General features: G+C 55.8%; 18 protein-coding genes. 1 reads left to right on the top strand and 17 read right to left on the bottom strand.

All coding sequences use genetic code 11. The features are described 5' to 3' along the window. Positions 1-24: 24 nt before the first annotated feature. From ACAF76_RS09600 to ACAF76_RS09530, 15 genes are all read right to left on the bottom strand, one after another. Positions 25-1,281, bottom strand: coding sequence for an amidohydrolase (locus ACAF76_RS09600; protein WP_421617708.1), 1,257 nt, complete (start codon positions 1,279-1,281; stop codon positions 25-27). Positions 1,282-1,305: 24 nt separating this feature from the next. Further along, positions 1,306-2,835 (bottom strand): AbgT family transporter, encoded by a 1,530-nt coding sequence (locus ACAF76_RS09595; protein WP_421617707.1) that lies wholly within the window; start codon positions 2,833-2,835, stop codon positions 1,306-1,308. Between the two features lie 127 nt (positions 2,836-2,962). Then, complete coding sequence (locus ACAF76_RS09590) at positions 2,963-4,258, bottom strand: hypothetical protein (RefSeq protein ID WP_421617706.1); 1,296 nt, start codon at positions 4,256-4,258, stop codon at positions 2,963-2,965. 153 nt (positions 4,259-4,411) lie between these two features. Beyond that, the gene (locus ACAF76_RS09585; RefSeq protein WP_421617705.1) at positions 4,412-5,170 is read right to left on the bottom strand and encodes a GNAT family N-acetyltransferase; all 759 of its coding nucleotides are present in this window, start codon (positions 5,168-5,170) and stop codon (positions 4,412-4,414) included. Positions 5,171-5,287: 117 nt separating this feature from the next. Further along, positions 5,288-5,926, bottom strand: a complete 639-nt coding sequence (gene cysC, locus ACAF76_RS09580; RefSeq protein ID WP_421617704.1) for an adenylyl-sulfate kinase — start codon at positions 5,924-5,926, stop codon at positions 5,288-5,290. A gap of 30 nt (positions 5,927-5,956) precedes the next feature. After that, positions 5,957-7,102, bottom strand: a complete 1,146-nt coding sequence (sat, locus tag ACAF76_RS09575; RefSeq protein WP_421617703.1) for a sulfate adenylyltransferase — start codon at positions 7,100-7,102, stop codon at positions 5,957-5,959. Positions 7,103-7,173: 71 nt separating this feature from the next. Beyond that, on the bottom strand, positions 7,174-7,890 hold the full coding sequence (locus tag ACAF76_RS09570) for a phosphoadenylyl-sulfate reductase (RefSeq protein ID WP_421617702.1): 717 nt from the start codon (positions 7,888-7,890) through the stop codon (positions 7,174-7,176). Further along, positions 7,887-8,972 (bottom strand): inorganic phosphate transporter, encoded by a 1,086-nt coding sequence (locus tag ACAF76_RS09565; protein WP_421617903.1) that lies wholly within the window; start codon positions 8,970-8,972, stop codon positions 7,887-7,889. Before ACAF76_RS09565 ends, ACAF76_RS09570 begins: the two co-directional genes overlap by 4 nt. Before the next feature lie 209 nt (positions 8,973-9,181). Further along, entirely contained in the window at positions 9,182-9,418 is a 237-nt protein-coding gene (locus ACAF76_RS09560; RefSeq protein ID WP_421617701.1) for a DUF3906 family protein, read from the bottom strand. Positions 9,419-9,441: 23 nt separating this feature from the next. Continuing rightward, complete coding sequence (locus tag ACAF76_RS09555; RefSeq protein ID WP_421617700.1) at positions 9,442-11,058, bottom strand: nitrite/sulfite reductase; 1,617 nt, start codon at positions 11,056-11,058, stop codon at positions 9,442-9,444. 3 nt (positions 11,059-11,061) lie between these two features. Then, positions 11,062-11,829, bottom strand: a complete 768-nt coding sequence (locus tag ACAF76_RS09550) for a sirohydrochlorin chelatase (protein ID WP_421617699.1) — start codon at positions 11,827-11,829, stop codon at positions 11,062-11,064. Between the two features lie 154 nt (positions 11,830-11,983). Beyond that, entirely contained in the window at positions 11,984-13,315 is a 1,332-nt protein-coding gene (locus ACAF76_RS09545) for a hypothetical protein (protein ID WP_421617698.1), read from the bottom strand. A 168-nt stretch (positions 13,316-13,483) separates the two neighbouring features. After that, entirely contained in the window at positions 13,484-14,065 is a 582-nt protein-coding gene (locus ACAF76_RS09540) for a TIGR00730 family Rossman fold protein (protein WP_421617697.1), read from the bottom strand. A 203-nt stretch (positions 14,066-14,268) separates the two neighbouring features. Beyond that, positions 14,269-15,633, bottom strand: a complete 1,365-nt coding sequence (locus ACAF76_RS09535; protein ID WP_421617696.1) for an aspartate aminotransferase family protein — start codon at positions 15,631-15,633, stop codon at positions 14,269-14,271. Positions 15,634-15,647: 14 nt separating this feature from the next. Then, positions 15,648-17,156, bottom strand: a complete 1,509-nt coding sequence (locus tag ACAF76_RS09530) for a CoA-acylating methylmalonate-semialdehyde dehydrogenase (protein WP_421617695.1) — start codon at positions 17,154-17,156, stop codon at positions 15,648-15,650. A gap of 160 nt (positions 17,157-17,316) precedes the next feature. Here ACAF76_RS09530 and ACAF76_RS09525 point away from each other — a divergent pair, with 160 nt between their 5' ends. Beyond that, a complete protein-coding gene (locus ACAF76_RS09525; RefSeq protein ID WP_421617694.1) occupies positions 17,317-18,960 on the top strand; it encodes a PucR family transcriptional regulator in 1,644 nt (547 codons plus the stop codon). A 6-nt stretch (positions 18,961-18,966) separates the two neighbouring features. Here the strand turns inward: ACAF76_RS09525 and ACAF76_RS09520 are convergent, their stop codons facing one another. Together ACAF76_RS09520 and ACAF76_RS09515 are read right to left on the bottom strand one after the other, a co-directional pair. Beyond that, positions 18,967-21,339, bottom strand: coding sequence for an AAA family ATPase (locus ACAF76_RS09520; RefSeq protein WP_421617693.1), 2,373 nt, complete (start codon positions 21,337-21,339; stop codon positions 18,967-18,969). Positions 21,340-21,469: 130 nt separating this feature from the next. Further along, positions 21,470-21,673: a hypothetical protein gene (locus tag ACAF76_RS09515; RefSeq protein ID WP_421617692.1), complete on the bottom strand. Its 204-nt coding sequence runs from the start codon at positions 21,671-21,673 to the stop codon at positions 21,470-21,472. Between the last annotated feature and the right edge of the window lie 16 nt (positions 21,674-21,689).

Here is a 21,689-nt window from a genome sequence, read left to right as displayed (position 1 = left end):
CCCCTCTTCGTACATTCTGCGACCTTATCTGGCCGGTCTTCTGGCAATGCGCTCCAACAGCTCCACGGCGCGTGGCAGCACTTCTTCCTGAATGTCGAATTTGGGATTGTGGTGTGGAGCCGGAATGTCCGTCCCGATGATCATGTAGGTTCCTTTTCCACCGCGTTCCTGGACGCGGCGCAGCAGGAAGCTGGCGTCTTCGCTGCCAAGCGAGCTGGACTCGATCGTTTTGAAGGTATGGAAGCCCTCCACCTTGCGCGCTTCTTCCAGCGCTGCTTCGACCAGTTCCTGGTCGCAGGAGATCGTGATGGCTCCGCCAATCACTTCTACCTCGTGCTGCAGCTCGTGCATCTCGGCACTGTGGGCAATAATGTTGCGTACGCGGCGTTCCAGTTCTTCATTGACTTCTTCGGATACGGAGCGGGTCTCTACGACCAGCTTGGCGTATGCCGGAATGATGTTGGCTGCAGTTCCGCCTTCCAGCACGCCGACGTTGATCCGCGTAGATCCGGTGCTGAAGCGCGGGATCGCATGGATGTTCAGCAACGCAGTAGCTGCGCCGAGCAAGGCATTGCGACCTTGCTCCGGTGAGGCTCCCGCATGAGAGGAGACTCCGTAGAAATGAGCAGCCATTTTCGTGCTGGCGAGGAATCCGGCAGAGCCGCCGTGTACTTCTCCCAACGGAACATTGGTACCGAGGTGGAAGCAGTAGATCGCATCCACATCGTCGACCATCCCTTTTTGCACGACAGCATACGCGCCGCGCACCCCTTCTTCCGCTGGCTGGAACAACAGCTTTACGGTACCGGCAAAATCCCGGTCTGCCAGCTTTGCCGCCACACCCAAGCCGATCGCCGTATGTGCGTCATGCGCGCAGGCGTGCATGTTTCCTTCATAGATCGAACGAAAACCCGATGACTGCGGGAAGTGATCCGCATCGGTGCTCTCCAGGATCGGCAGCGCGTCCATATCAAAGCGAAAGGCTGTCGTCGGACCCTCTGCTTTTCCTTTCAATACCCCGATCACTGCTGTATAGCCGCCCTTCATTTTCTCCAGGATGGCAGGATCAGCCCCGTCGCGCAATGCACGTTCGTAGGCAGCCTGCAGTTGGTCCTCGCTCGGCAATCCGCGACGGGAATCGCCGTCCAGCGCGTCCTTTCCATAGATCACGTCATATCCCAGCGAAGTCAGGATTTGTACCACCTTGGAGGCGGTGCGAAATTCAGTGAAGCCAACCTCCGGATGTTTGTGAAAATCACGTCGCAGCGAAACGATATCCACAGCAAATCATCTCCCCAAGTAATCTTATTGACTGTATACGCCCGGTCCGATTGGCAGACCGAAGTAATGCCAAACGACCATCATCAGAATCCAGACCAGGTAGAAAGCAATCGTGTACGGAAGCATCGTGGACATGATGGTACCCAATCCGGAATCCTTTTTGTACTGCTGGTAAAACGCCAGCATCATCGGCAGGTACGGGTTGGTCGGCGTAATCGTATTGGTCGCCGAATCCGCGACACGGTACGCAACCTGAATGAATGCCGGGTGGAAATCAAGCAGCATCAGCATCGGTACGAAAACCGGAGCGAGCAGTGCCCACAGCGCAGATCCGCTGGCGATGAACATACTGCCGACAAGTGCCACCAGAGAAAATCCGATGACGACAGAGAAGCCTGTCAAATTGATACTTTCCAAAAACTCTGCCCCTTGGACAGCGAGGATGATGCCCAGATTGCTCCAGTTGAAATACGCAATAAACTGGGCAATGACAAAGACAAGCACGATAAAACCAGACATTTCTTTGATCGATTCACCCATCAGCCGCGGCACGTCTGCCTGGCCTTTGATTTTCCCGGTGCGCAGCCCGTACGCTACCGCTACTGTGATGAAGAAAAGCAGAATGATCGGGATAATCCCTTTCATAAACGGCGAAGACAGAATTGCTCCTGTTTCCGGGTTGCGGAGCAGTCCACCTTCCGGAACAACCATGAAGGCAATGATGGCTACGTAAATAGCACCCGCAATACCAGCGGCTTTCAGACCTTTTTTCTCTGCGTCTGTCATTGCAGTGACAGTCTGTGAATCGCCTTTTCCTTCATATACACCAAGGCGCGGCTCTACGATCTTGTCCGTGATCCAGGCCCCGATCAGCGCCAGGACAAATACGGAAGCGGACATGAAAAACCAGTTGTCAACCGGCGATACGACGATGTTCGGATCAATCGTCTTCGCTACTTCTGTCGTAATCCCGGAAAGCAAGGCATCTGTACCGGCAATCAGCAGGTTGGCGGTAAAGCCGCAGCCTACCCCTGCCATCGCAGCAGCAAAACCGGCAAGCGGATGACGCCCGGCTGCCATGAAGATCAGAGCTCCGAGCGGAGGAATGATAATGAAGGCAGCATCGGATGCAATATTTCCCAATACTCCGACAAATACAACTGTCACACTTAACAATCTTTTTGGAACATTCGCCATCATCCGGCGCAACACAGTCTCAATCAACCCTACTCTCTCAGCCAGACCAATCCCGAGGATCATTGCCAATACCAAACCCAAAGCTGGGAAACTTGTGAAGTTTTTGATGGCATCGGACAACATCCAGTGAATGCCTTCTGCGCTGAGCAGGTTTTTGACGGCAATCGTCTCTCCGTTTCCGGGATGGATGACAGACGTACCATTTAGAAAATACGATACGAGAATGACGACGATGCACAAATACACAAACAGCATAAATGGATGCGGGAGCTTGTTGCCTACTTTTTCAATCCATCGCAAAATGCCTTTTTGTTCGATTTGTGGAAGTTGATTTGTCATTTTTGCGTTTTGTCCCATGCTGACCCCCATTATTAAAAGAATAAATAACGAAGTTTTCGTTAAATAAAGTATATTTGTTTCTATTGATATTTTCAAGCAGAATTGTCAGCTTATCTAACACTATTTCGGACATAAACAGGGGTCATTACAGCAAGCGATAAATTTTTCGGGGCCTGCCGCGCACGGAACAGAGGTCTTCTCCCTTGATCTCCGCCAAATTCGCCTCGCACAAGCTGCCCATGATACGCTGTGCGTTGCGCACCGTCATCGACAGATGAGAGGCGAGATCCGCCGTCGTAAACCCGTCCCAGTTCATGCGGGCAACGAGGGCTTTTATTTTGTGATAAGACTTGACGCTGATATGCGCCTTGGCCAATTGTACCCGCAGCAGGTCATCATCCGTTCGGCTGTGCTCCAGCGGCTCATATGGCTGCTCGGGATATTCGCGAATCGTACCATCATCCTCGACGACGACGATCTTGCCCCCATTGTTTTCTTTGGCATGGCGAATCGCCTGGCGGGCATGGATTTCGGCGGAAAAAGCCGTCACGCCGTAGCCGATCCCGACTGCTACCGGAACGTCCATTTCCAGTGAAAGCTGCTGGACGGTATCGAGAAGCGTCTGGAAACCGCCTTGAATCGCGCTTCGTGAACTGAAGATGTGGTAGCTGCCATCGCCGTTGTCCATCAGCGTGCCCGCGATTTTTTCGCAATGCAAGAGCAGCAGTTCCTTGATCTTGAGCTCCAGGTGCAAGCGGCGGTACCTGCCAGACGAATGTCTCGTCGCCTGGCTCAAACTCTCGACTTCCAGAATTTCCACCCCGATTTGCGAACCTTTGAAGTACATGCTGCGCACTTTCTCGATCAAAAGTTTCATCGTTTGCCGAATCTCCATTTTGGTGATGCTGATCCGGTATACCGGGACTCCCTCTTGTTTCAGTGCCTGAAACACCGAATTCAAACAGGTCAGCGCACCTTTTGTCCTGCCCTCCCGCCACAGCCGGAGGTGAAATTCGACCAGTTCATGCCTGCTGTAGTTTTCATCGAAGGTCTGCAAATGCATCCCGGACAGAGAAAGTCCGAGTTCATGCAGCAGTTCTTCCATTTCCGTGGAGTGGGTCATATCGACCGAAAATTCCATCTCCAGGAGCTTGTTGTCATACGAGATTTCCAGCAGCGACTTGTAAAAGCTCGCTCCGGTGTACGGGCAATAGATGAAATTGGCGCCATCCTCCAGCACGTCTTTGGCCATGGAATACGGGATCGGCCCTGAGAAGAACCAGCCGTTTACTTCCGCTTTGTGTCTGGTTACGATCTCCCTGACTTCCTTGGCTTCTTCGTACGGAAACGAAACAAATTCAATCTCGTGCCGGAATTCCCTGGAGACTTCCAAGATCCGCTGGACTGACGGAGCTGGACCGACAACGCCGATTCTGTGCATAAATTCCCTTTCTCCTTTTCCTAACATTCTGCGAAAAAAATCTGTATCTTCTCACATTATATAACATGAAAACCCGGCATGGGTGTAAACAGCCAAATTGTTTAGTCACTTTAAACAAAATTCCGCCTCCGGGCCACCCTATTCGTCTTTTCGCTAGTTCGACAACAATGTGGCAAGCAGCTTGTCCAATTTGTTCGGGCTTACGATCTCGTGCGTGATGAATTCGCCATTGTAGAACAAGCCAAATGTCGTCCAGATCAGCGGCCCGCTTTGCGCTTCTTCCTTCGTGGTGATCCGATGCGCCTGGAACGGGACCTGCCGATTCTCCGCTATCTTCCTTAGCTCGTCCAACACCCCGACCGCAAATGGACACTGAGCCGTGTAGTAGATGGTGATGCCCTCTTCTGCGTGCGCTGCCTTGGTCAGTTTTCGAAAAGAGGGCTGCGCTGCACGTTCGTTCCACTTCCAGGCTACTAGCTGAAAATAGGGCGGTGCCTCGTCGACGACTTCAAAGCCCATATGTGCAAAAAATTGCCTGTCACTTAAATAGGGGTACTTTTTGTTCCCTACGATATGTACGATTCCATCCATGCCACGATTTGCAGCATCTTCCTTGCAAGCATGCAGCAGTTGCCTGGCATATCCGTTCTCTTTGTATTTGCCAGAGACCCACAAGCAGTTGATGTACATATAGTTGGGCGCGTGAAGAGGGACCCATGCCATCTCGGCCGGGATGTATTCGATAAATACTTTTGCCCTCTCGTCCAGGCGCTGGAAGACGAGTCCCTCCTCCATGCGGGCTGTCAGCCATTTTTTCTTTTCATGTACCGCGTGCTCGTACTGTTTTGCCCCCAATGCACAACAGATGTGTTCGGTTTCGATATTCTGTTTTGTGATGTGGATCAATCCCATGTCCAAGCCCTCCACTCTCTAATCCGCTCTTCTTCTTTTTACCAGAATTATGAATCCCATGGCAAAGAAAAATGGGCCGTTCCCTGAATTATCGCTCAGGGACCTGCCCATGGACTACTACGATTTGTGTAATGGATGGGGTACAGGAAGCGGAATAATCCCTCTTTCCTGCAAATAGCTCAAAATGATCTCCGCCGATTGTTCCACGGATTGCTCCGCGCTCTCGATGACCAGCTCCGGTGCGACCGGTTCTTCATACGGCGACGAAATTCCGGTAAAGTCGCCGATCTCGCCACTTCTTGCTTTCCGGTACAGCCCCTTGGGGTCGCGCCGTTCACACTCCTCCAGCGGACATTTGACATACACCTCGACAAACTCGCCAGCTTCGACCAGGCTGCGCGCCAGCTCCCTGTCCTCGCGAAAAGGAGAGATAAAGGCAGTCAAGGTGATTACGCCCGCATCGACGAACAACTTGGCGACCTCGCCGATTCTGCGGATATTTTCCTTTCTGTCTTCCGGGTCAAAGCCGAGACCTCGGTTCAGTCCGTGCCGGATGTTGTCTCCGTCCAGCACGTAGCTGTGGATCCCGCGCTGATGCAGTTTTTGTTCGACCGCATTGGCCAATGTCGACTTGCCCGCCCCCGACAATCCGGTAAACCAGACAACACAGCTTTTATGCCCCAGCCGCTGCTGGCGGTCCGTCTTGCTGATCGTCGTGTGATGCCAGACGATATTTTCTGTCAACTCGTTTGCCATGCGCACTTCCCCCTTTTCTCTCATGCCTGCTCAGCGGCTCACCTGAGCTTGCAGCCCGGCGATCAGCACATCTGCCACTTCCTTGCGGCTGAATTCAGGCGGCGGCGCTTCCCCTCGGGCGAGCATCTCCCGTACCTTCGTGCCGGACAGCGCGACATGATGAGCGGCGTCATGCGGGCATGTTTTGCTGGAGGCCATATTGCCGCACGCCTTGCAATAAAAGCTGTTTTCAAAAAAGAGAGGGGTAATGCCCAGCTCTTCTGCCGTAAAGTTGCGGAAGATGTGCTGCGCGTCATAGGTGCCATAGTAATTGCCCACTCCTGCATGGTCGCGTCCTACGATAAAATGCGTGCAGCCGTAGTTTTTTCTGACCAAGGCGTGGAAAATCGCTTCACGCGGACCGGCGTAGCGCATTGCAGCCGGAAAAACCGCCAACTGCACCCGGCCGGCAGGATAGTAGCGGGACAGCAGCACCCGGTAGCTTTCCATCCGCACCGTCGCCGGAATGTCGTCCGCTTTCGTCTCGCCGACGAGCGGGTTGAGGAAGAGTCCGTCGACGATTTCCAATGCCGCCTTTTGGATATACTCATGGGCACGATGGACAGGGTTGCGGGTCTGAAAGCCGACGATCGTATTCCAGCCTTTTTCGGCAAAGAGCTTCCGTGTCTGCGCCGGATCGTAGCAATGTTCGGAAAAGACACCCTTGTCCGTCCGCTTGACGAGCGTAACCGGACCGCCGAGATAAACGGGCGGACGCTCCAAAAGCCTTTTCACGCCAGGATGATTGCGGTCATCTGTGCCATACACCAGACGGGCTTCCTTCTGTTTGTCCGGCTGATACATGTCGGTCAGCTCAAGCACGCCGTAGACCGTTCCCTGGTACGTCAGTCGTACCAGGTCGCCAGTCTGCAACGGCGCAGCCGCCTCCTGCGAGACGGGCAAGGTGATCGGGATGCTCCACACATGCCCGTCAGCCAGCCTCATCCGCTCGACGACAGATTCATAGTCGCGACGATCGAGAAATCCTGTGATCGGACTGTAGCCGCCGATTGCGATCAGCTCCAGATCGGACAGGGCGAAAGCGTCCAGTTCTACGCTATGCACAGCCTGTGACAAATCGCTGTGCGGATCGTAACGATTTACCAAGGTTCCGCCGTGCGGAATGCTTCCACTCATTTCTCCCACTCCTCATCCCAGTACGTACTCTGCTTTTCTTTCAAGCAGCTATTATGTGATCCAGACAAAGCTCACTTGGGAACGTGCAACCCACATTCAGTCTTGCCGAGATTCGCCCATCTGCCTGCACGGGAATCTTCTCCTGCTGCTACCGGTCTGGTGCAAGGGGCGCAGCCAATGCTCGGGTAGCTTTGGTCGTGCAACGGGTTGTAGGGCAGGTCAAACATGCGAACATACTGCCAGACCTCATCCCACTTCCAATGGATCAGCGGGCAAATCTTCAACGACTGAAATCGCTCGTCACGGTTGACAAACTGTACGTGCGCCCGGGTCGGCGACTGCTCTCTGCGCAGCCCGGACATCCATGCTGCCGCTCCCTTTAGCGCACTGTCGAGCGGCTCGACCTTGCGAAGCTGGCAGCACAGGTCAGGCTGGCTGGCCCACAGCTTGTCGCCATGGATCGCGGCCTGTTCCGCCAGCGTCAAATCCGGCTGCTTGATCGTCAGGCGCAGATCGGGATAGCGCTCGCGGACGCGCTCGATCAAGTCGTACGTCTCGGCAAAATGAAGGTTGGTGTCCAAAAACGTGACGCGCGCATCCTTTTTCACCCCGCTGATCAGGTCGATCAGGACGATGCCTTCGACGCCGAAACTGCAGGAGTAGATGAGTTCATCCCCAAATGTCCCATACGCCCATTTGATCACGTCGACGGTATCGCCCCTGGCAAGTTCCCGATTGATTGCTGCCAGCTCTTCTGCGGTTGCCGTAGCGTAACGCAACTTGCTCATATGCCCCCTCCTTGGTCATTTATCGAACTGTTCTCTCTGCGGATCAGTCGAACGAGCACGACTGATCCCAGGGTGGCGACAAAGACACTCGCGAGTGCGATCAAGATGTACATGTCGCCCAACAAAAAAAGATGCACGAGACCAAACGACACGACCAGCGATGACACCGGAGAGACGATCCAGACCATGGCAATCTGCTTGATGATTCCTTTTTGCCACAGCCGGAAACCTTTTTCCGCCGTTCCCACTCCGAGGATGGCGCAGGTCGTCGCTTGCGTAAGCGGGACCGGAATTCCGAACAGGGAAGCGGCGATCACCAGGCTGCCGCCGGTGGCAGACACCACGCTTCCTTGCAGCAAGGACATCGAGGTGATCTTCTTGCCATTCGTCTCCAGCACCTTGCCACCCAACAGCAGGCATCCGGCAGCCACTGCCAGCCCGCCCAGCCAAACGCCATCGCTTGCCGTCATCATGCCGGCCCCTACCAGGGGACCGACCGCATTGGCGACGTTGTTCATCCCTGCGGAAAACGCCTCATAGACACCGCATGCCACCAACAGCCAGCAAAGCCACCGTTCCCCGCGCGAGCCCGGCCTCTGCAAATCGGGCCAACGCCGGTCGATCCGTTTGACCAGCTTTCCCAGAACGAATGCGCACGCAAAGGCTGCAAGCGGGACTAGAAGCCAGAATGACATGATTACCAGCAAATTCGTCACGTAGACCGACTGGTAGGCCAGACCGACGCCGACGATAGAACCGACGGTCACTTCGCTGGTGGAAAGCGGAATGCCCATCAGGTTTGCCCCAAACAGCGTCAGGGTGGCAGCGGCGAGGACGATCACGACAACCTCCCCGACCATCAGGCCCGACGAGATGATTCCGCCGCTGATCGTTTTGACCACCTCGCCGCCTCCGATGACCGCCCCGAGGAAAGCTGCTACGGCGACCAGCAGCATCGCGACCAGCTTGTTTTTGACTGCTCCGCTGCCGTATGCCGCTCCCATCGTCGCAGCCGTCCCGCTCGCTCCGATATTCATTGCAAAAAACAATGCAATCGCGATCGCGACATAACTCCAAAGCACTAACAACCACGACCTTCCATCATGCAATCTGCAGCAAGGCGTACGGCTTGTTCGCGACAGAGGCGTGGATCAAGCCAAGAGAGCTGCTTCGACCGCTTTTTCGAACATGCACAATACGGGACATTGTGCGGCAATGCAGTTCTTCGCCACAGTATATGAGACGGGCGTCATTCCCGATATGGGTCAGGAGCAACGGGTTTGACCGAAGCTCAAAAGCGGGATGTTTCCACGACATAGCCGACTCCCTGTCTGCCCAGCGGTTTCTTTTCCACCAGACTCAGTTCTGTGAGCTTGGGCGGGACGACAGTATGACGCAGCAAATTGTTCTCCGCAGAACGAAATGCCCGCTCGTCGGAATTGGCGACGACCACCACGGTCAGCAGTCTGCCGTCCTCCAGCGTCGCTTCCAGTTTGTACAAGTAACTCTCTGTCTGTTCCAGTGCCATCTGTCTCATCTCCTGTTTCGTTCCTAGGCGGTCTGCAAAATGCTGTTTGCCTGTTCCTGAATCCGCTCCAGACCGACCCGTTCTACATATCTCCAGTACGCCTCCCCCTCCAGCCGATCCCGTTTGTAAAAGGTGATGAGCTGCGCCAGGAACGGTCCGAGCTTGTCGACAGTGACGCGCGCTTTCAGCTTTTGGTTGAAACGGGGGTCCTCCAGCGTGCCGCCGACGTGGATGTCAAACGCTTCGACCATCCCGGCCGGTGTCTTGACCAGTGCCCCTTGCAAACCGATGTCGGCGATTTGCCGCTGACCGCAGGAATTGGGGCAGCCGACCATGTGGATGCGCAGCGGCGTATCCAGGTCGACCGTCGCATCGAGGTACTCAGCCAGTGCGCGCATGCGCTCCTTCGTCTCGACGATTGCGAGGTTGCAATACTCTGTTCCAGTACAGGAGACAGCGTAGCCAACAAATGTTTTCGGCTTGAGCGGGAAGCGGTTGACGACGAGCGGTTCTGCGCGGAACGCTTCCACCTTTTCCGCAGGGATGTTGCGAATCAAAACATTTTGCGTGTTGCAGGTGCCAATCGTGCCGTCTCCGTACTCGTCTGCCAGACGTGCCAGCTCGTTCAGCTCGCCTGCATTCATCCGCCCTACCGGTACGGACAGTCCAGCGTAGTAATACCCTTTTTGACGCTGCTCGTGGATGCCGTAGAAGTATCCGCTGTTCCAGCCGCGCAACAGGTCCCGGCCACGCGTCTCCAGCTCGCCCGTCACTTTCAGCAGTTCTTCCTTGAACTTTTCCACGCCCCAGTCAGCAACGAGAAATTTCAACCGGGCGTGTGTCCGCTTCTCGCGATAGCCGAAATCGCGGAACAGCGTCGTAACCCCGGCAGCGACCTTCACTACTTCTTCCGGCCGCGCGAAGACGTCGAGTTGGTGAGCCAGGTACGGCTTGGCCGACAAGCCTCCGCCTACCCAGACGTGGAAGCCGATCACTTCCTCGCCGTTGATCGTTTTCATTGCGGGAGTAAATGCCAGGTCGTTGATTTGCGCATGGGCGGCATTGTAGACGTTGGCTGAAATCGACATTTTGTACTTGCGCGGCAGGTTGGAGAAATCGCGATTCAACAGAAAGAACCTTTCCAGTTCGGCTACGATCGGTCGGGTGTCCAGAACTTCATGCGGGTCGATTCCAGCCAGTGGATTGCCCATGATGGTACGCGGACAATCGCCGCATGCTTCAAACGAGGACAGCCCTACGGCGGATAGACGGTCAAAAATGTCGGCGAGCGATTCTACGGTCAGCCAGTGAAATTGCACAGCCTGCCTGGTCGTCACATCCACCAGGTCGCGCCCGTAGTCTTCTGCGATTTTCGCCAGCGTGCGTGCCTGATCACTGCTGAGAATACCTCCTGGAATGCGCACGCGCATCATAAAATGTCCGTCCTTGGGCCGCTGCTGGTACACACCAGCCCATTTGAAGCGATCCATGTCTGACGGCTCGATCGACGCATATCCTTGCTTCGAGTACGTGTTGATGATCGTCTCGATCACATCGAGCCCGTCTTTTTCCAGCTTGGTCAGCTCCATTTTGTTCAGCGACGGATCATTTGCCCATTTCCACTGTTTTTTCTCTGCCATTTCTCACACACTCCTTATGGCCAAAATTTCCTTTCGTGCGGCGTTCTGAATCGATTGCCCAATCCATTCTGCAATCAGCGGATGGGGCAAATAGGCTTCACCGCTGAAGCGGTACGAAAGACCTTCCAGCCGCTGCGGGATCGCCTTGCGCGTAAAGTATCCCTGACTGACAAAGAGCGGAACGACGAGCAGTTTCCCGCTCTCGGCCAGCAGACACGCTTGCTTGTGCACGGTATCGGGACGAAGCGCAGCGTAGCCTGCTGCCGCGAAGTGGAATTTGTTGTGCAGTCGAAGCGTCAACCTCCCCAATAGCCGCTCCCACTGCTCGCACCCATCCGGCTTCTGGTTGCCGTGACCGACGAGCAGCAGCGCTTCCTCGGCGGGACGAATGGACAGATCCTTGATCCGCTGCTCGACGATTGTTTCCACTAGCGGATGATCCTCCAGCGGTGGACACCAGATGGCGCGGGCGCGTCCTCCAATCACAGAATATTCGGTCGATTGGAGCGGGTCCAGTCCGAGCAAGCTGCGAATTTCTGCTACATGTGAGCTGCCTGCTGTCACAAACAGTGGGACAACGATGATATATTCCGCTCCTGCCTGTTCCAGCCGACGCCATTCTTCGGGGATGCTTCTCCCCTCCACTCCGCCGAGATAAGCGACCCGTACTGGCAATCTGCTCTGGCATTGGCGGACAGATGCTTCTACCAGCGCCAGCCAGTCCGCTTCAGGGGAACCGTGTGCAATCACCAACACTGCCGCATTTGCCATCGGACAAACTCCTTTTTTCTTACATTTTAAGTATTTCTTATTTGTTTACTCGGAATTATAAAACGAACCCGCTCCATCGTCAACCCAGAATATCCCTGAATTGGAAAAAAGAAAACCCGGTGGCCAATGAACCAGCGGGTTTTCCTCTATTTCCTTATTTAAAATCACCGAGCAAGTAATTGTAAAACGGCTGATCCACCCAGAATTGATACGTCTGTACATCCAGCGTTGCATCCAATGTCTTGAAGCCTTCCACGACTGCTGCAGAATCTTCGTTCAAGGAGAAGGTTTGTACGATATAACGGCCTTCCTGCACGTAGTTATTCGTAATCACCGGATAGTCCGCGATCTCGGTCAGCGAGTAGTACAGCGGCTGCCACCAGGAGCCTTTCAGCAAGCCGGTCGCATCTTCTTCGTTCTTTTTGGCGTATTGCAGGACGAGCGGCTGGAAGCGCTCCTTCTCTTCTGCCGAGGCGAATTCGAAGCTGAGATCGTACTCTTTGGAGTAGGCGATGTAATTGCCGTTTTCAATCTGCACCACCTGGTAATCCTCGGTTTCGGTCGGCTCTCCCCACTCTTTCAGGTAGAGAAAAGCTGATGTTTTCGGCTCCAGCTGTACCTTTGCCTCGATCCCTTCGCTCTGCAACAGACCGATAAGCTGGACGGCGTGAACAATATCGCTGTGTCCGTACGTAATCGTTCGCGCTGGGTCAAAGTGCGGGTCGAAGGCGGCGTCTTTCAAATTGTAGCCGGTGATCAGGTCTTGCTTGAGCACCTCGTCGACGAGCTGCTGCAGGTCGCCCGCCTTGATCAACTGCGACTCTTTCCACGCCTGTACCAGCTTGCCGTAAATGCCTGCCTCAGAGATCGTACCCAGGTAATTTTGGGTTTGTCCGTGGAACTCGGCCACTTTGCCCAGCAACTGGTACGCCAGCTCAGCCGAGACGGAACCATCTGCTTTCAGCGACGCCAACTGGAGCGCAGGAACGAATTGCAGATCGATGGCGACAGCGAGCTCTTGTGCGGAGTCAAACGGAATCGTTCCTCCTGCGTTGTAGGTCCAGCCTGCTTTCGCCCAGGCTGCGGCGACCTTCGCTTCATCGTATGTATACGCCAGTTCTTTCTGCTCGGCCGCTTTCACTGCAGCTGTGACCGCTTCCCACACGGTCAGGCTCGTGGACCCTGCCGGCGCTTGCGGCAAATAGCTCGTCTGTGTTGGCTCCGCCGTGATCCCTCTGACCGGAGCGACGACCTTTTCCAGTGCCGCAGCAAATTGCGCACGGTTGACGGTACCGGACAGCGCGATGCCGTAGTGGCGAGAGAGGAAACTGCTGTACGCTGCCGACTCATCTGCTGCCAGGGCTGCTGTTGTGCTCGCTGACACGGCGATTGGCTGGCCAGCAGCCAAGACTGCCTGCGGGAAAGAGAGAACGGCCGCCAATGCTGCTGCTGTCCCGAATTGAACCAGACGATTGTGTCTTTTCATGTGAATTACCCTCCGTTACTTGGTAACAAAGCACCTTTATTTATTCCAATATGATTACTTGGAATTATATTCACCAAGGCTACCATTTGTCATTCGTTTCTGTCAAGGGTAATTCTGGCAATTTGATCAAAAGCAGTTCCCCGCAACCGGAGAACTGCTTTCCTGCTTTCATTCGGACAGTTCCGTCCACTTGTTCACCCTCGCAGGCGGCGTGTACTCGCACATTCTGTCCAACAGGCGTGCCGGATCGCTTTCACAAATCAGCAGGTCACCCGGGGTGCCGTGAATAAAACCGGCATCGATCGCGTGCTGCACCATCGTGCGCAGCGGGTCGTAAAAGCCGTCTACATTGAGCAATCCGACCGGTTTGTCATGGATGCCGATCTGCCCCCAACTGACCACTTCAAAAATTTCCTCAAAGGTTCCGTATCCGCCCGGCAAGGCGATGAAGCCGTCAGCGAGGTCCCCCATTTTGGCCTTGCGCTCATGCATTGTCTGCACTTCGTAAAACTCGGTCAGCTGCGTGTGGACAATTTCCCGGCGAAACAACCCTGTCGGCATGACGCCGATAGCTTTGCCACCCCCGCCCAGTACTGCGTTGGCTACTCTCCCCATCAGCCCCATGTTGGAGCCGCCGTAGACGAGTTCCAGATCGCGTGCGACGAGTTCATCGCCGAGCCTGGTCGCGGCCTCTCCATAGGCTTGATTGACACCTGGGTTGGAACCCGCAAATACACAGATACGTTTCATGGCACCCTCCTGCGATCTAGGTTACGGTTTGGTTTTTGTTTACGCACAAGATCAATTATAACGGTTTTGTCTCTCATTTCAGCAATGAATCGCAGTGTGTTGATGACTTTTACAATCGCTACACATACAGCGGGACAAAGCAAACAGCACAGCCAACGCGACTCCCATCGCATCGGCTGTGCTGTTATTGTTGCCAGCATCTGTTACAGCAGAGTATCAAACGCTTCTTTCATCACCTGCGCGATAAAGTCGATGTCGTCGCTGGTGGTGGAAAACGGCGGCGAGAGCGTCAAGACGTTGTTGAAGCTGGGGACCGTATCGCCGTTGCGGCCGATGATCAGACGGCGCTTTTTGCACTCCGCGATCACCTGCGTCACTTTGTCCGGTGCAGCCGGTACCTTGGTCTTGCGGTCTTCTACCATTTCGATGCCCATCATAAAGCCAAAGCTGCGCATATCCCCGACGTTGGGGTGATCGGCGAGAAACGCCAGCTTGGCACGAAGCTCTGCCCCCAACTGTTCGGCGCGTTCGACGAGCTGCTCTTCCTCCATCAGCTCCAGGTTCTTCAATGCCAATGCACAGGCGGCGGGATTGCCTCCGAAGGTGTTGACGTGACGGAAGTGCTGGTTTACCCCCTGCTCGTTGAAACGGTCGGCAATCTCGGCGCGAACAGCAGTCGCCGACAGCGGCAGATAGGCGCTGGTGATCCCCTTGGCCATCGTGACGATGTCCGGCTTCACGCCGAAATTTTGATGGCCGAAGCGTTTTCCGGAGCGGCCGAATCCGCAGATGACCTCGTCGACGATCATCAGGACGCCGTACTTGTCGCAAATTTCCCGCACCTTGGGCATATACTCCGGCGAAGGTACGATGACGCCGCCACCGGTAATCGTCGGTTCCATAATGACCGCCGCAACTGTTTTTTCGCCTTCCCAGTTGATGACCTGGTCGAAAAATTGCGCACACTCGAGATTGCACGCGCCGTACGACTTGCCTGCCGGACAACGGTAGCAGTACGGCGGCGGTACGTGCAGGAAGCCTGGTGCCAACGGTTCGTATTTTTCCTTGCGAATCGCCTGGCCGGTAGCCGCCAGCGAGCCCATCGTATTGCCGTGGTAGGCACGGTGGCGGGAGATGAATTTGTAGCGTCCCGGCTCACCGTTTTGATGGTGATACTGCCGTGCAATTTTAAACGCCACCTCGTTTGCTTCCGATCCGCTGTTGGAGAAAAAGACGCGGTACTCCTCACCGAGCCACTCGCTGACCTTCTCTGCCAGCCGGATCGCCGGAACATGGCTTTGCGTCAGGGGAAAGTAGGCCAGCTGCTTCAGTTGCTCATAGGCAGCGTCCGCGAGTTCCTGGCGTCCGTAGCCGATGTTGACGCACCACAAGCCGGCCATCCCGTCCAGATAGCGGTTGCCGTCGATGTCGGTAATCCAGGAGCCGCTCGCTTCGGTGACGATCATCGGATTGGGATTGTACGGCGAGATGTGATGCCACAAATGCTCCCGATCCGCTTCCAGCAGACGATCCTTATCCAGCGGCAGTTCCAATTGGTCCTGTCCCATATGTGCTCTCCCCCTTATTTCACAAATACTTTTTGCGAACCGATGCTCGTGTCGCCGTCATCAAACCAGCGGGACGTGACGGTCTTTTTCTTCGTGTAGAACTCGACGCCGTCCTTGCCGTTGGCGTGGAGATCGCCGTAGAACGACTGCTTCCAGCCGGAGAACGGGAAGAAGCCCATCGGTGCCGGCACGCCGACATTGACACCGACCATGCCCGCTTCCACACGCTGCACGAATTCACGTCCCCACTTGCCGTTGTTGGTGTAGATCGTCGCCCCGTTGCCGTAGCGGGAGCGGCTGATCGTCTCCAATCCCTCATCGAAGTTTTTGACGCGCATGACGCTGAGTACCGGAGCAAAAATCTCGTCGCGCACGATCACCATTTCGGCATCAGCCTTGTCAAAAATGGTCGGTCCGAGGAAGTAGCCTGCCTGCTTTTCCTTTGCGTCCTCGCGTCCATCGCGCACGAGCTGGGCCCCGCCCTCTACGCCTTTTTCGATGTAGCCATGCACCTTGGACAAGTGCGAGTCACGAATTACCGGACCCAAGTCTACCCCTTGCTCCAGGCCATTGCCCATCACCAACTGGTTCGATTCTTCGATCAGGTACTGCACTAGCTCGTCGGCGATCTCCTCCACGGCTACGACCGCGCTTGCTGCCATGCAGCGCTCACCGGCACAGCCGAACGCCGAGCTGACGATTGTTTTGGCCGCTCTGCGCAAGTCGGTATCGGGCATGACGAGATGGTGGTTTTTGGCCCCTGCCAAAGCCTGCACGCGCTTGCCATGAGCGGCAGCGGTCTTGTATACATACTCGGCTACCGGCTGCGAGCCGACGAAGGAGATCGCCTTTACGTCAGGGTGCTCCAACAGGCCGTTGACCACGTCATGGGCGCCGTTTACGACGTTGAACACACCGTCCGGCAAGCCTGCCTCCTTCAGCAGCTCAGCGATGCGAATCGAAGAGATCGGCGTGCGCTCCGACGGTTTGAGTACAAATGTATTTCCGGCCGTAATCGCGATCGGGTACATCCACATCGGGACCATCAGCGGGAAGTTGAACGGTACGATTCCGCCGACGACTCCGAGCGGGAAACGAATGACATTGCAGTCGATGTTCGCAGCGATGTTGGGCAGCGCCTCGCCCATCAAAAGCGTCGGCATGCCGCAGGCGAATTCGACCATCTCGATGCCGCGCAACAGCTCTGCCTGCGCCTCCGGCAAATTTTTGCCGTTTTCCATCGTAATCATCTGTGCCAGTTCGTCCTGATGCTGCAAAAGCAATGCCTGGAAACGAAACATGATGCGCGCGCGGTCGACGACAGGCGTCGCGCTCCAGGACGGAAACGCCGCTTTGGCCGCCTGTACAGCCTTGTCCACATCCTCTTTGCTGGACAGCGGCACTCGGGCCAACAGCTCTCCTGTCGCGGGATTGGGCACATCCTCGTAGCGGGACGCGTCGGCATCCACCCACTGACCGCCGATGAAATTCTGCATCTGGTCAGTAATCACTGCTTTACTCATTTCCTTCAACTCCTTGCCTGGAAGATCGTGATACTGCTATTCTATCGGAATCTTCTGTCAGTAATCACTAGACAAAACGACAAGCATTGACTATCATTCCTCTTACATCCTGTCTATTTACAAATTTTTCTGACTTCCAATCCCGTGAAGGAGGTTTACGATGAGCAATGACTGGCGCCTTACCGTTGCCGATGCGCTCCGACGCCCTTCCTTTCAGCATGCCCGGGCAGTGGCGGGCAGCAAAGGCTTGGCCCGCTCCATCCGCTGGGTGCACATCCTGGAATCCGCGGAAACCGGCAAGTTTTTAAACGGCGGCGAACTGATCCTCTCCACCGGCATGGGCTTCGGTGAAGCGCGACAGACGCGGCTGGCCTACCTCGCCGAGCTGATTCACAGACAGGCAGCCGGGCTGTGCGTGGAGCTCGGCTCCTACATCCCGCAAATTCCGCAGGATATGCTGGAGATGGCAGACCATCACCAGTTTCCCTTGATTGTTTTTGACGAGCCTGTGCGCTTTGTCGATATTACGCTCGATCTGCATGAACATCTGATCAACCAGCAGTTGCAGGTCTTGCGCAATCTGGAATCCTACTCGCGGGGGCTGCAACAGCTCAGCCTGCGCTCGCAAGGCACGGGCAAGCTGCTGCAATTTTTTCAATCTGCAGTGCAGACCCAGGTGTTTCTATACACGCCGGAGACAGGGACGCAGTTCATCCCGCCTCTTCCACAAGCCGTCCAGGGTGAGCTCTCTCTACTGATCCGCGAGCAGCTTGCGGGGGAGGAACATACCGCTGCCAGCGCACAATCGCTTGTGCTCAGCGAAACCAAACAGCTCGTCTACCAGCCTGTAATCGCGATGGGCCATTTGCTCGCCCATGTCGGCATGGTGCTGTACGAACGGGAGCCGGATGAATTTCTTTTGCTTACTCTGGACAACACGGTCAATGTTCTGGCGCAAATGCTCATGCGCAAAATGTTCGTGGACGAACAGACGCGGGCAGCGGAAAACCGGCTGTTTGACGAACTGATCGCCAATCGCCCGCTTGCCGAAGAGCAGATGCGCTCGCTGCTCGGGCTGTCCGAGAGCGGACACGCGCCCGTCTACCACATGCTGATCGCGTCGTTTGCACACGAAAAAGAGGCCGATCTGCCGGCCCCTCACGATTTGACTGCGGTATTTCGTTCGCTGTTTACGCGACTTGGTTTTCGCCCCTACATCCGCTGCATCGGCAACCGCTTTTACCTCTTGGCAGCAGAAAAACAGCCTCTGGCAGATCAGCGCCGGGTTTTGGACCGGGCGATGGGCGAAATGAAGCGAATCTTCCAGCAGGCGATGGGCAGCGCGACGACTATACGCTTTGGCGTCAGCCGAGCGGGAAAAAGGCTCGCTGACGCTTCCAAGCATCTGGCAGAGGCCGAGCAGGCATTGGCCTTTTGCCACGAATCGCCCAGTCCGTATTTTGCTGACCTCGGCCTTTTCCGCCTGCTCTTTCACGTCCCGCAGGAGCCGGTGCTCAAGCAATTTATCCACGATTATCTGGGTCCCTTGCTCCGCCATGACGAGCAGCATGATTCTGCGCTCGTACACACGCTGCGCGTCTACCTGGATACGGGCATGTCCAAGCAGGAGACAGCCGAAAAGCTGTTTATCCACCGCCAGACGCTATACCACCGTTTGGAAAAAATCGCTTCCTGTATCGGAGACGACTTCCACACGCCACACCGCCGCCTTTGCCTGGAAATTGCCTTGCGGGCGTTGGGCTGGGTAAATCGCGGCGACGGGGAGCAGCCAGCCAACGGCTAGTGTCATCTAGTCTTGTAGGGAAGCGCGAAAATCTTCCCAGGAAAGCTCCCCGAGCGCTTCCTCGCTCCACTGTTCACGCGGCTGAGCGGTCAGGCGAAGCGCCTGGTTTTGGATCGTTTCCTGCAACAAGTTGACGCTGAAACGCCCGTTGCCGTGCAGCCCCTTGTCGCCGGCCAGCTCCTGAAGCCGCCCGGTTATGCGCTGAAGCGTATCGTCTGCGATCCGGTAGCCGGCTGCCTGTGCCGCTTGCCGCAAAATCTCGACCAGCTCGGCAACACTGTAGTCGGGGAAGTGAATGTACTTTTTAAAACGGGACAGCAAACCGGGATTGCTCATCAACAGCATGTTCATTTCTTCCGGGTAGCCTGCCAGAACGACGACGAGATTTTCGCCGTGACGCGTCATCTCCTCGACCAACGTATGCACAGCCTCCTGCCCGAAGTCCTGACCGCTTGCGCCAAACAGCGCATACGCCTCGTCGATGAACAGAACGCCGCCCAGCGCCTCCCGTATCTTCCGCCGCGTGAGCGCCGCCGTCTGCCCGACGTAACCGGCGACCAGATCGGCGCGGCTCGCGGTGACCAGATGCCCGCGTTTCAAATAGCCGATCTCTTGCAAAATTTGTGCGTACAGCGCAGCCACAGTCGTCTTGCCCGTACCGGGATTTCCCGTAAAGACGGCGTGCAGCTCCACCGGACTCATCGGCAATCCGCGCGCCGCACGCTCCTTTTGCACCGTGACGAATGCCGCGATTTTGCCGATTTCCGCCTTCACGCTAGCAAGCCCGATCAACTGCTGCAAGCGGCTCTCGGCCGCCGGTTGATCCTTCTCCTCTGGCGCCTCACTCACATCCTGCGGATACAAGACGGTGTAATCATCCCACTGCAAATCGTCTTTTGACAAATTGCGTCCTTTTGCAAAAATCGCATCCAGTACGAGATTGGTCGCCGTTCGCGCGTTGCCGAACGTCTGGTCTACGCGCGCTTTTTCCAATCGCTGGCGCAGTTGGTTTTTCGCTTCTTCTGTCAGCAGAAAGTCGTTGCGGCTCGCTACCTCAGCCGCGATCTGCATCAGCTCGTCGATCGTATAATCCGGCAGGACGAAATGGCCCGTCTCCGGAAAGCGGCTGCGCAGGCCCGGATTGGCATCGAGAAATTGCCGCATCTCCTCGGGATACCCGGCCAGCATGACAACAAAGCGTCCTGCGTACTCTCCCCCGGTCATCGCCGCTACCAGCGTGTCAACCGCCACTTGCCCGTAATCGCTGCCCGAGCTGTCGGGACGTTTCAGGCTGTACGCCTCATCGATAAACAGCACACCGCCCTCCGCCCGTTTGACAGCTTCCATGACACGCTGCTCCGTCTGTCCGACGTAAGCGCCGACCAGATGTGAACGATCTACCTCCACCAACTGCCCCGTGGAGAGCAGTCCCAGCTCCTTGTACAGCCGGGCAATCAAACGCGCCAGCGTCGTTTTTCCTGTCCCCGGATTGCCCATCAGTACGAGGTGGAGCGGCAGCTCGTCCTGCATGTGCCAGCCTTTTTCCTCACGCTTCTGTCTGTATTGCAAAAAGCTCGCAAGCTGGCGGACACGCTGCTTCATCTCATTTAGGCCGATCAGCTTTTCCAGCCCCTCCAGAGCCGATTCTTCACTTGTCTCGCTGGCTTGCTGCGCATGTGGCAGTTCCATCTGGGCAAGCCATGCCTCTTTTTGCTCCCGCTGCTTTTCCAGCTCCCGAAGCGCTGCTTGCAACTGGCCCAGCGATTCGGCTGAATAAAAGACGCCTGACAGCGAGGCGGCATACGCCTGTACCTGCTCCCGCACTTGCGCGAGCAAAGCAGTCCGCTCCCCGTACAGCTGAACCAGCCCTTCTGCGCCTTCGGCGATCTCGTGCTGCTCCAACTTGCGCGCCAATGCCGCCGCCTGAGCAGCACGGGCAGACCACTGCGGGAGTACAGCCAGCTCTTCGTCAACAAGTCCGGAAAGCGTCTCGACACTTCGCCTGCGGGTCACGACGTTGTCCGTCTCGCGAACGACCGGGAACGTCGTCGGAAACGCATGCTGGCGAAGCTGAGACACCGCCAGACGAAGTCGAAGCTGCAGCGCAGGCTCGTACTCGGGTGCGAGCTGAACGGCACGCTCCAGCCATTCCTCCACCAGCTTGTGTCCGCCCGGTTTGTCCATACGAAAGGCTGACAGGCTCGTCAATAAGATTGCTTCTGCCCAATCGTACGTAGCGTCTGCCTGTTCGCCCCTGAGCTGTTCGATTTCTTTCAAAAAAGAGATGCATGCTTCCTCTGACAGCTCTCCCGGTTGCGGCGGTTGTTTGCGCCAGCGCTCGATCATGTTTTGCAAGTTCCGTTCCTGGTGCAGACTCATTTGGGTACTCCTTTTCGTTCCACGTTTTCCTACCTGTTGTATCATAGATCACGTACAGATGAAAAGCGGTATTCACACTTCCTGCAAAGAAAAACGCAGCCCCGTTTCCGTACGGGACTGCGTACATCTGCTATTGCTTGATATTGCCCAGCTCCACGTCGGCTGTAAAATGGGCTACTGCCGCCTCAAACAGCTCGTTCTCCGACTCGGCGGCCATCGTAAAGGTCGAAACGACTTGATCATCGCTTCGCACCTCTACATGGTATTGTGCATCACCATCGTACGTGGCGGTAAACTGGTATTCCTGCCCATTGATGCTCGTTGTGCGTTCCACAGCGGTCACACCTCCC

This window comes from Brevibacillus sp. TJ4 (genome assembly GCF_044627595.2).
In the GTDB taxonomy this organism is placed as follows: domain Bacteria; phylum Bacillota; class Bacilli; order Brevibacillales; family Brevibacillaceae; genus Brevibacillus.
The sequence above is the reverse complement of the archived record's forward strand: the minus strand, read 5'-3'. Positions and strand labels throughout refer to the sequence as shown.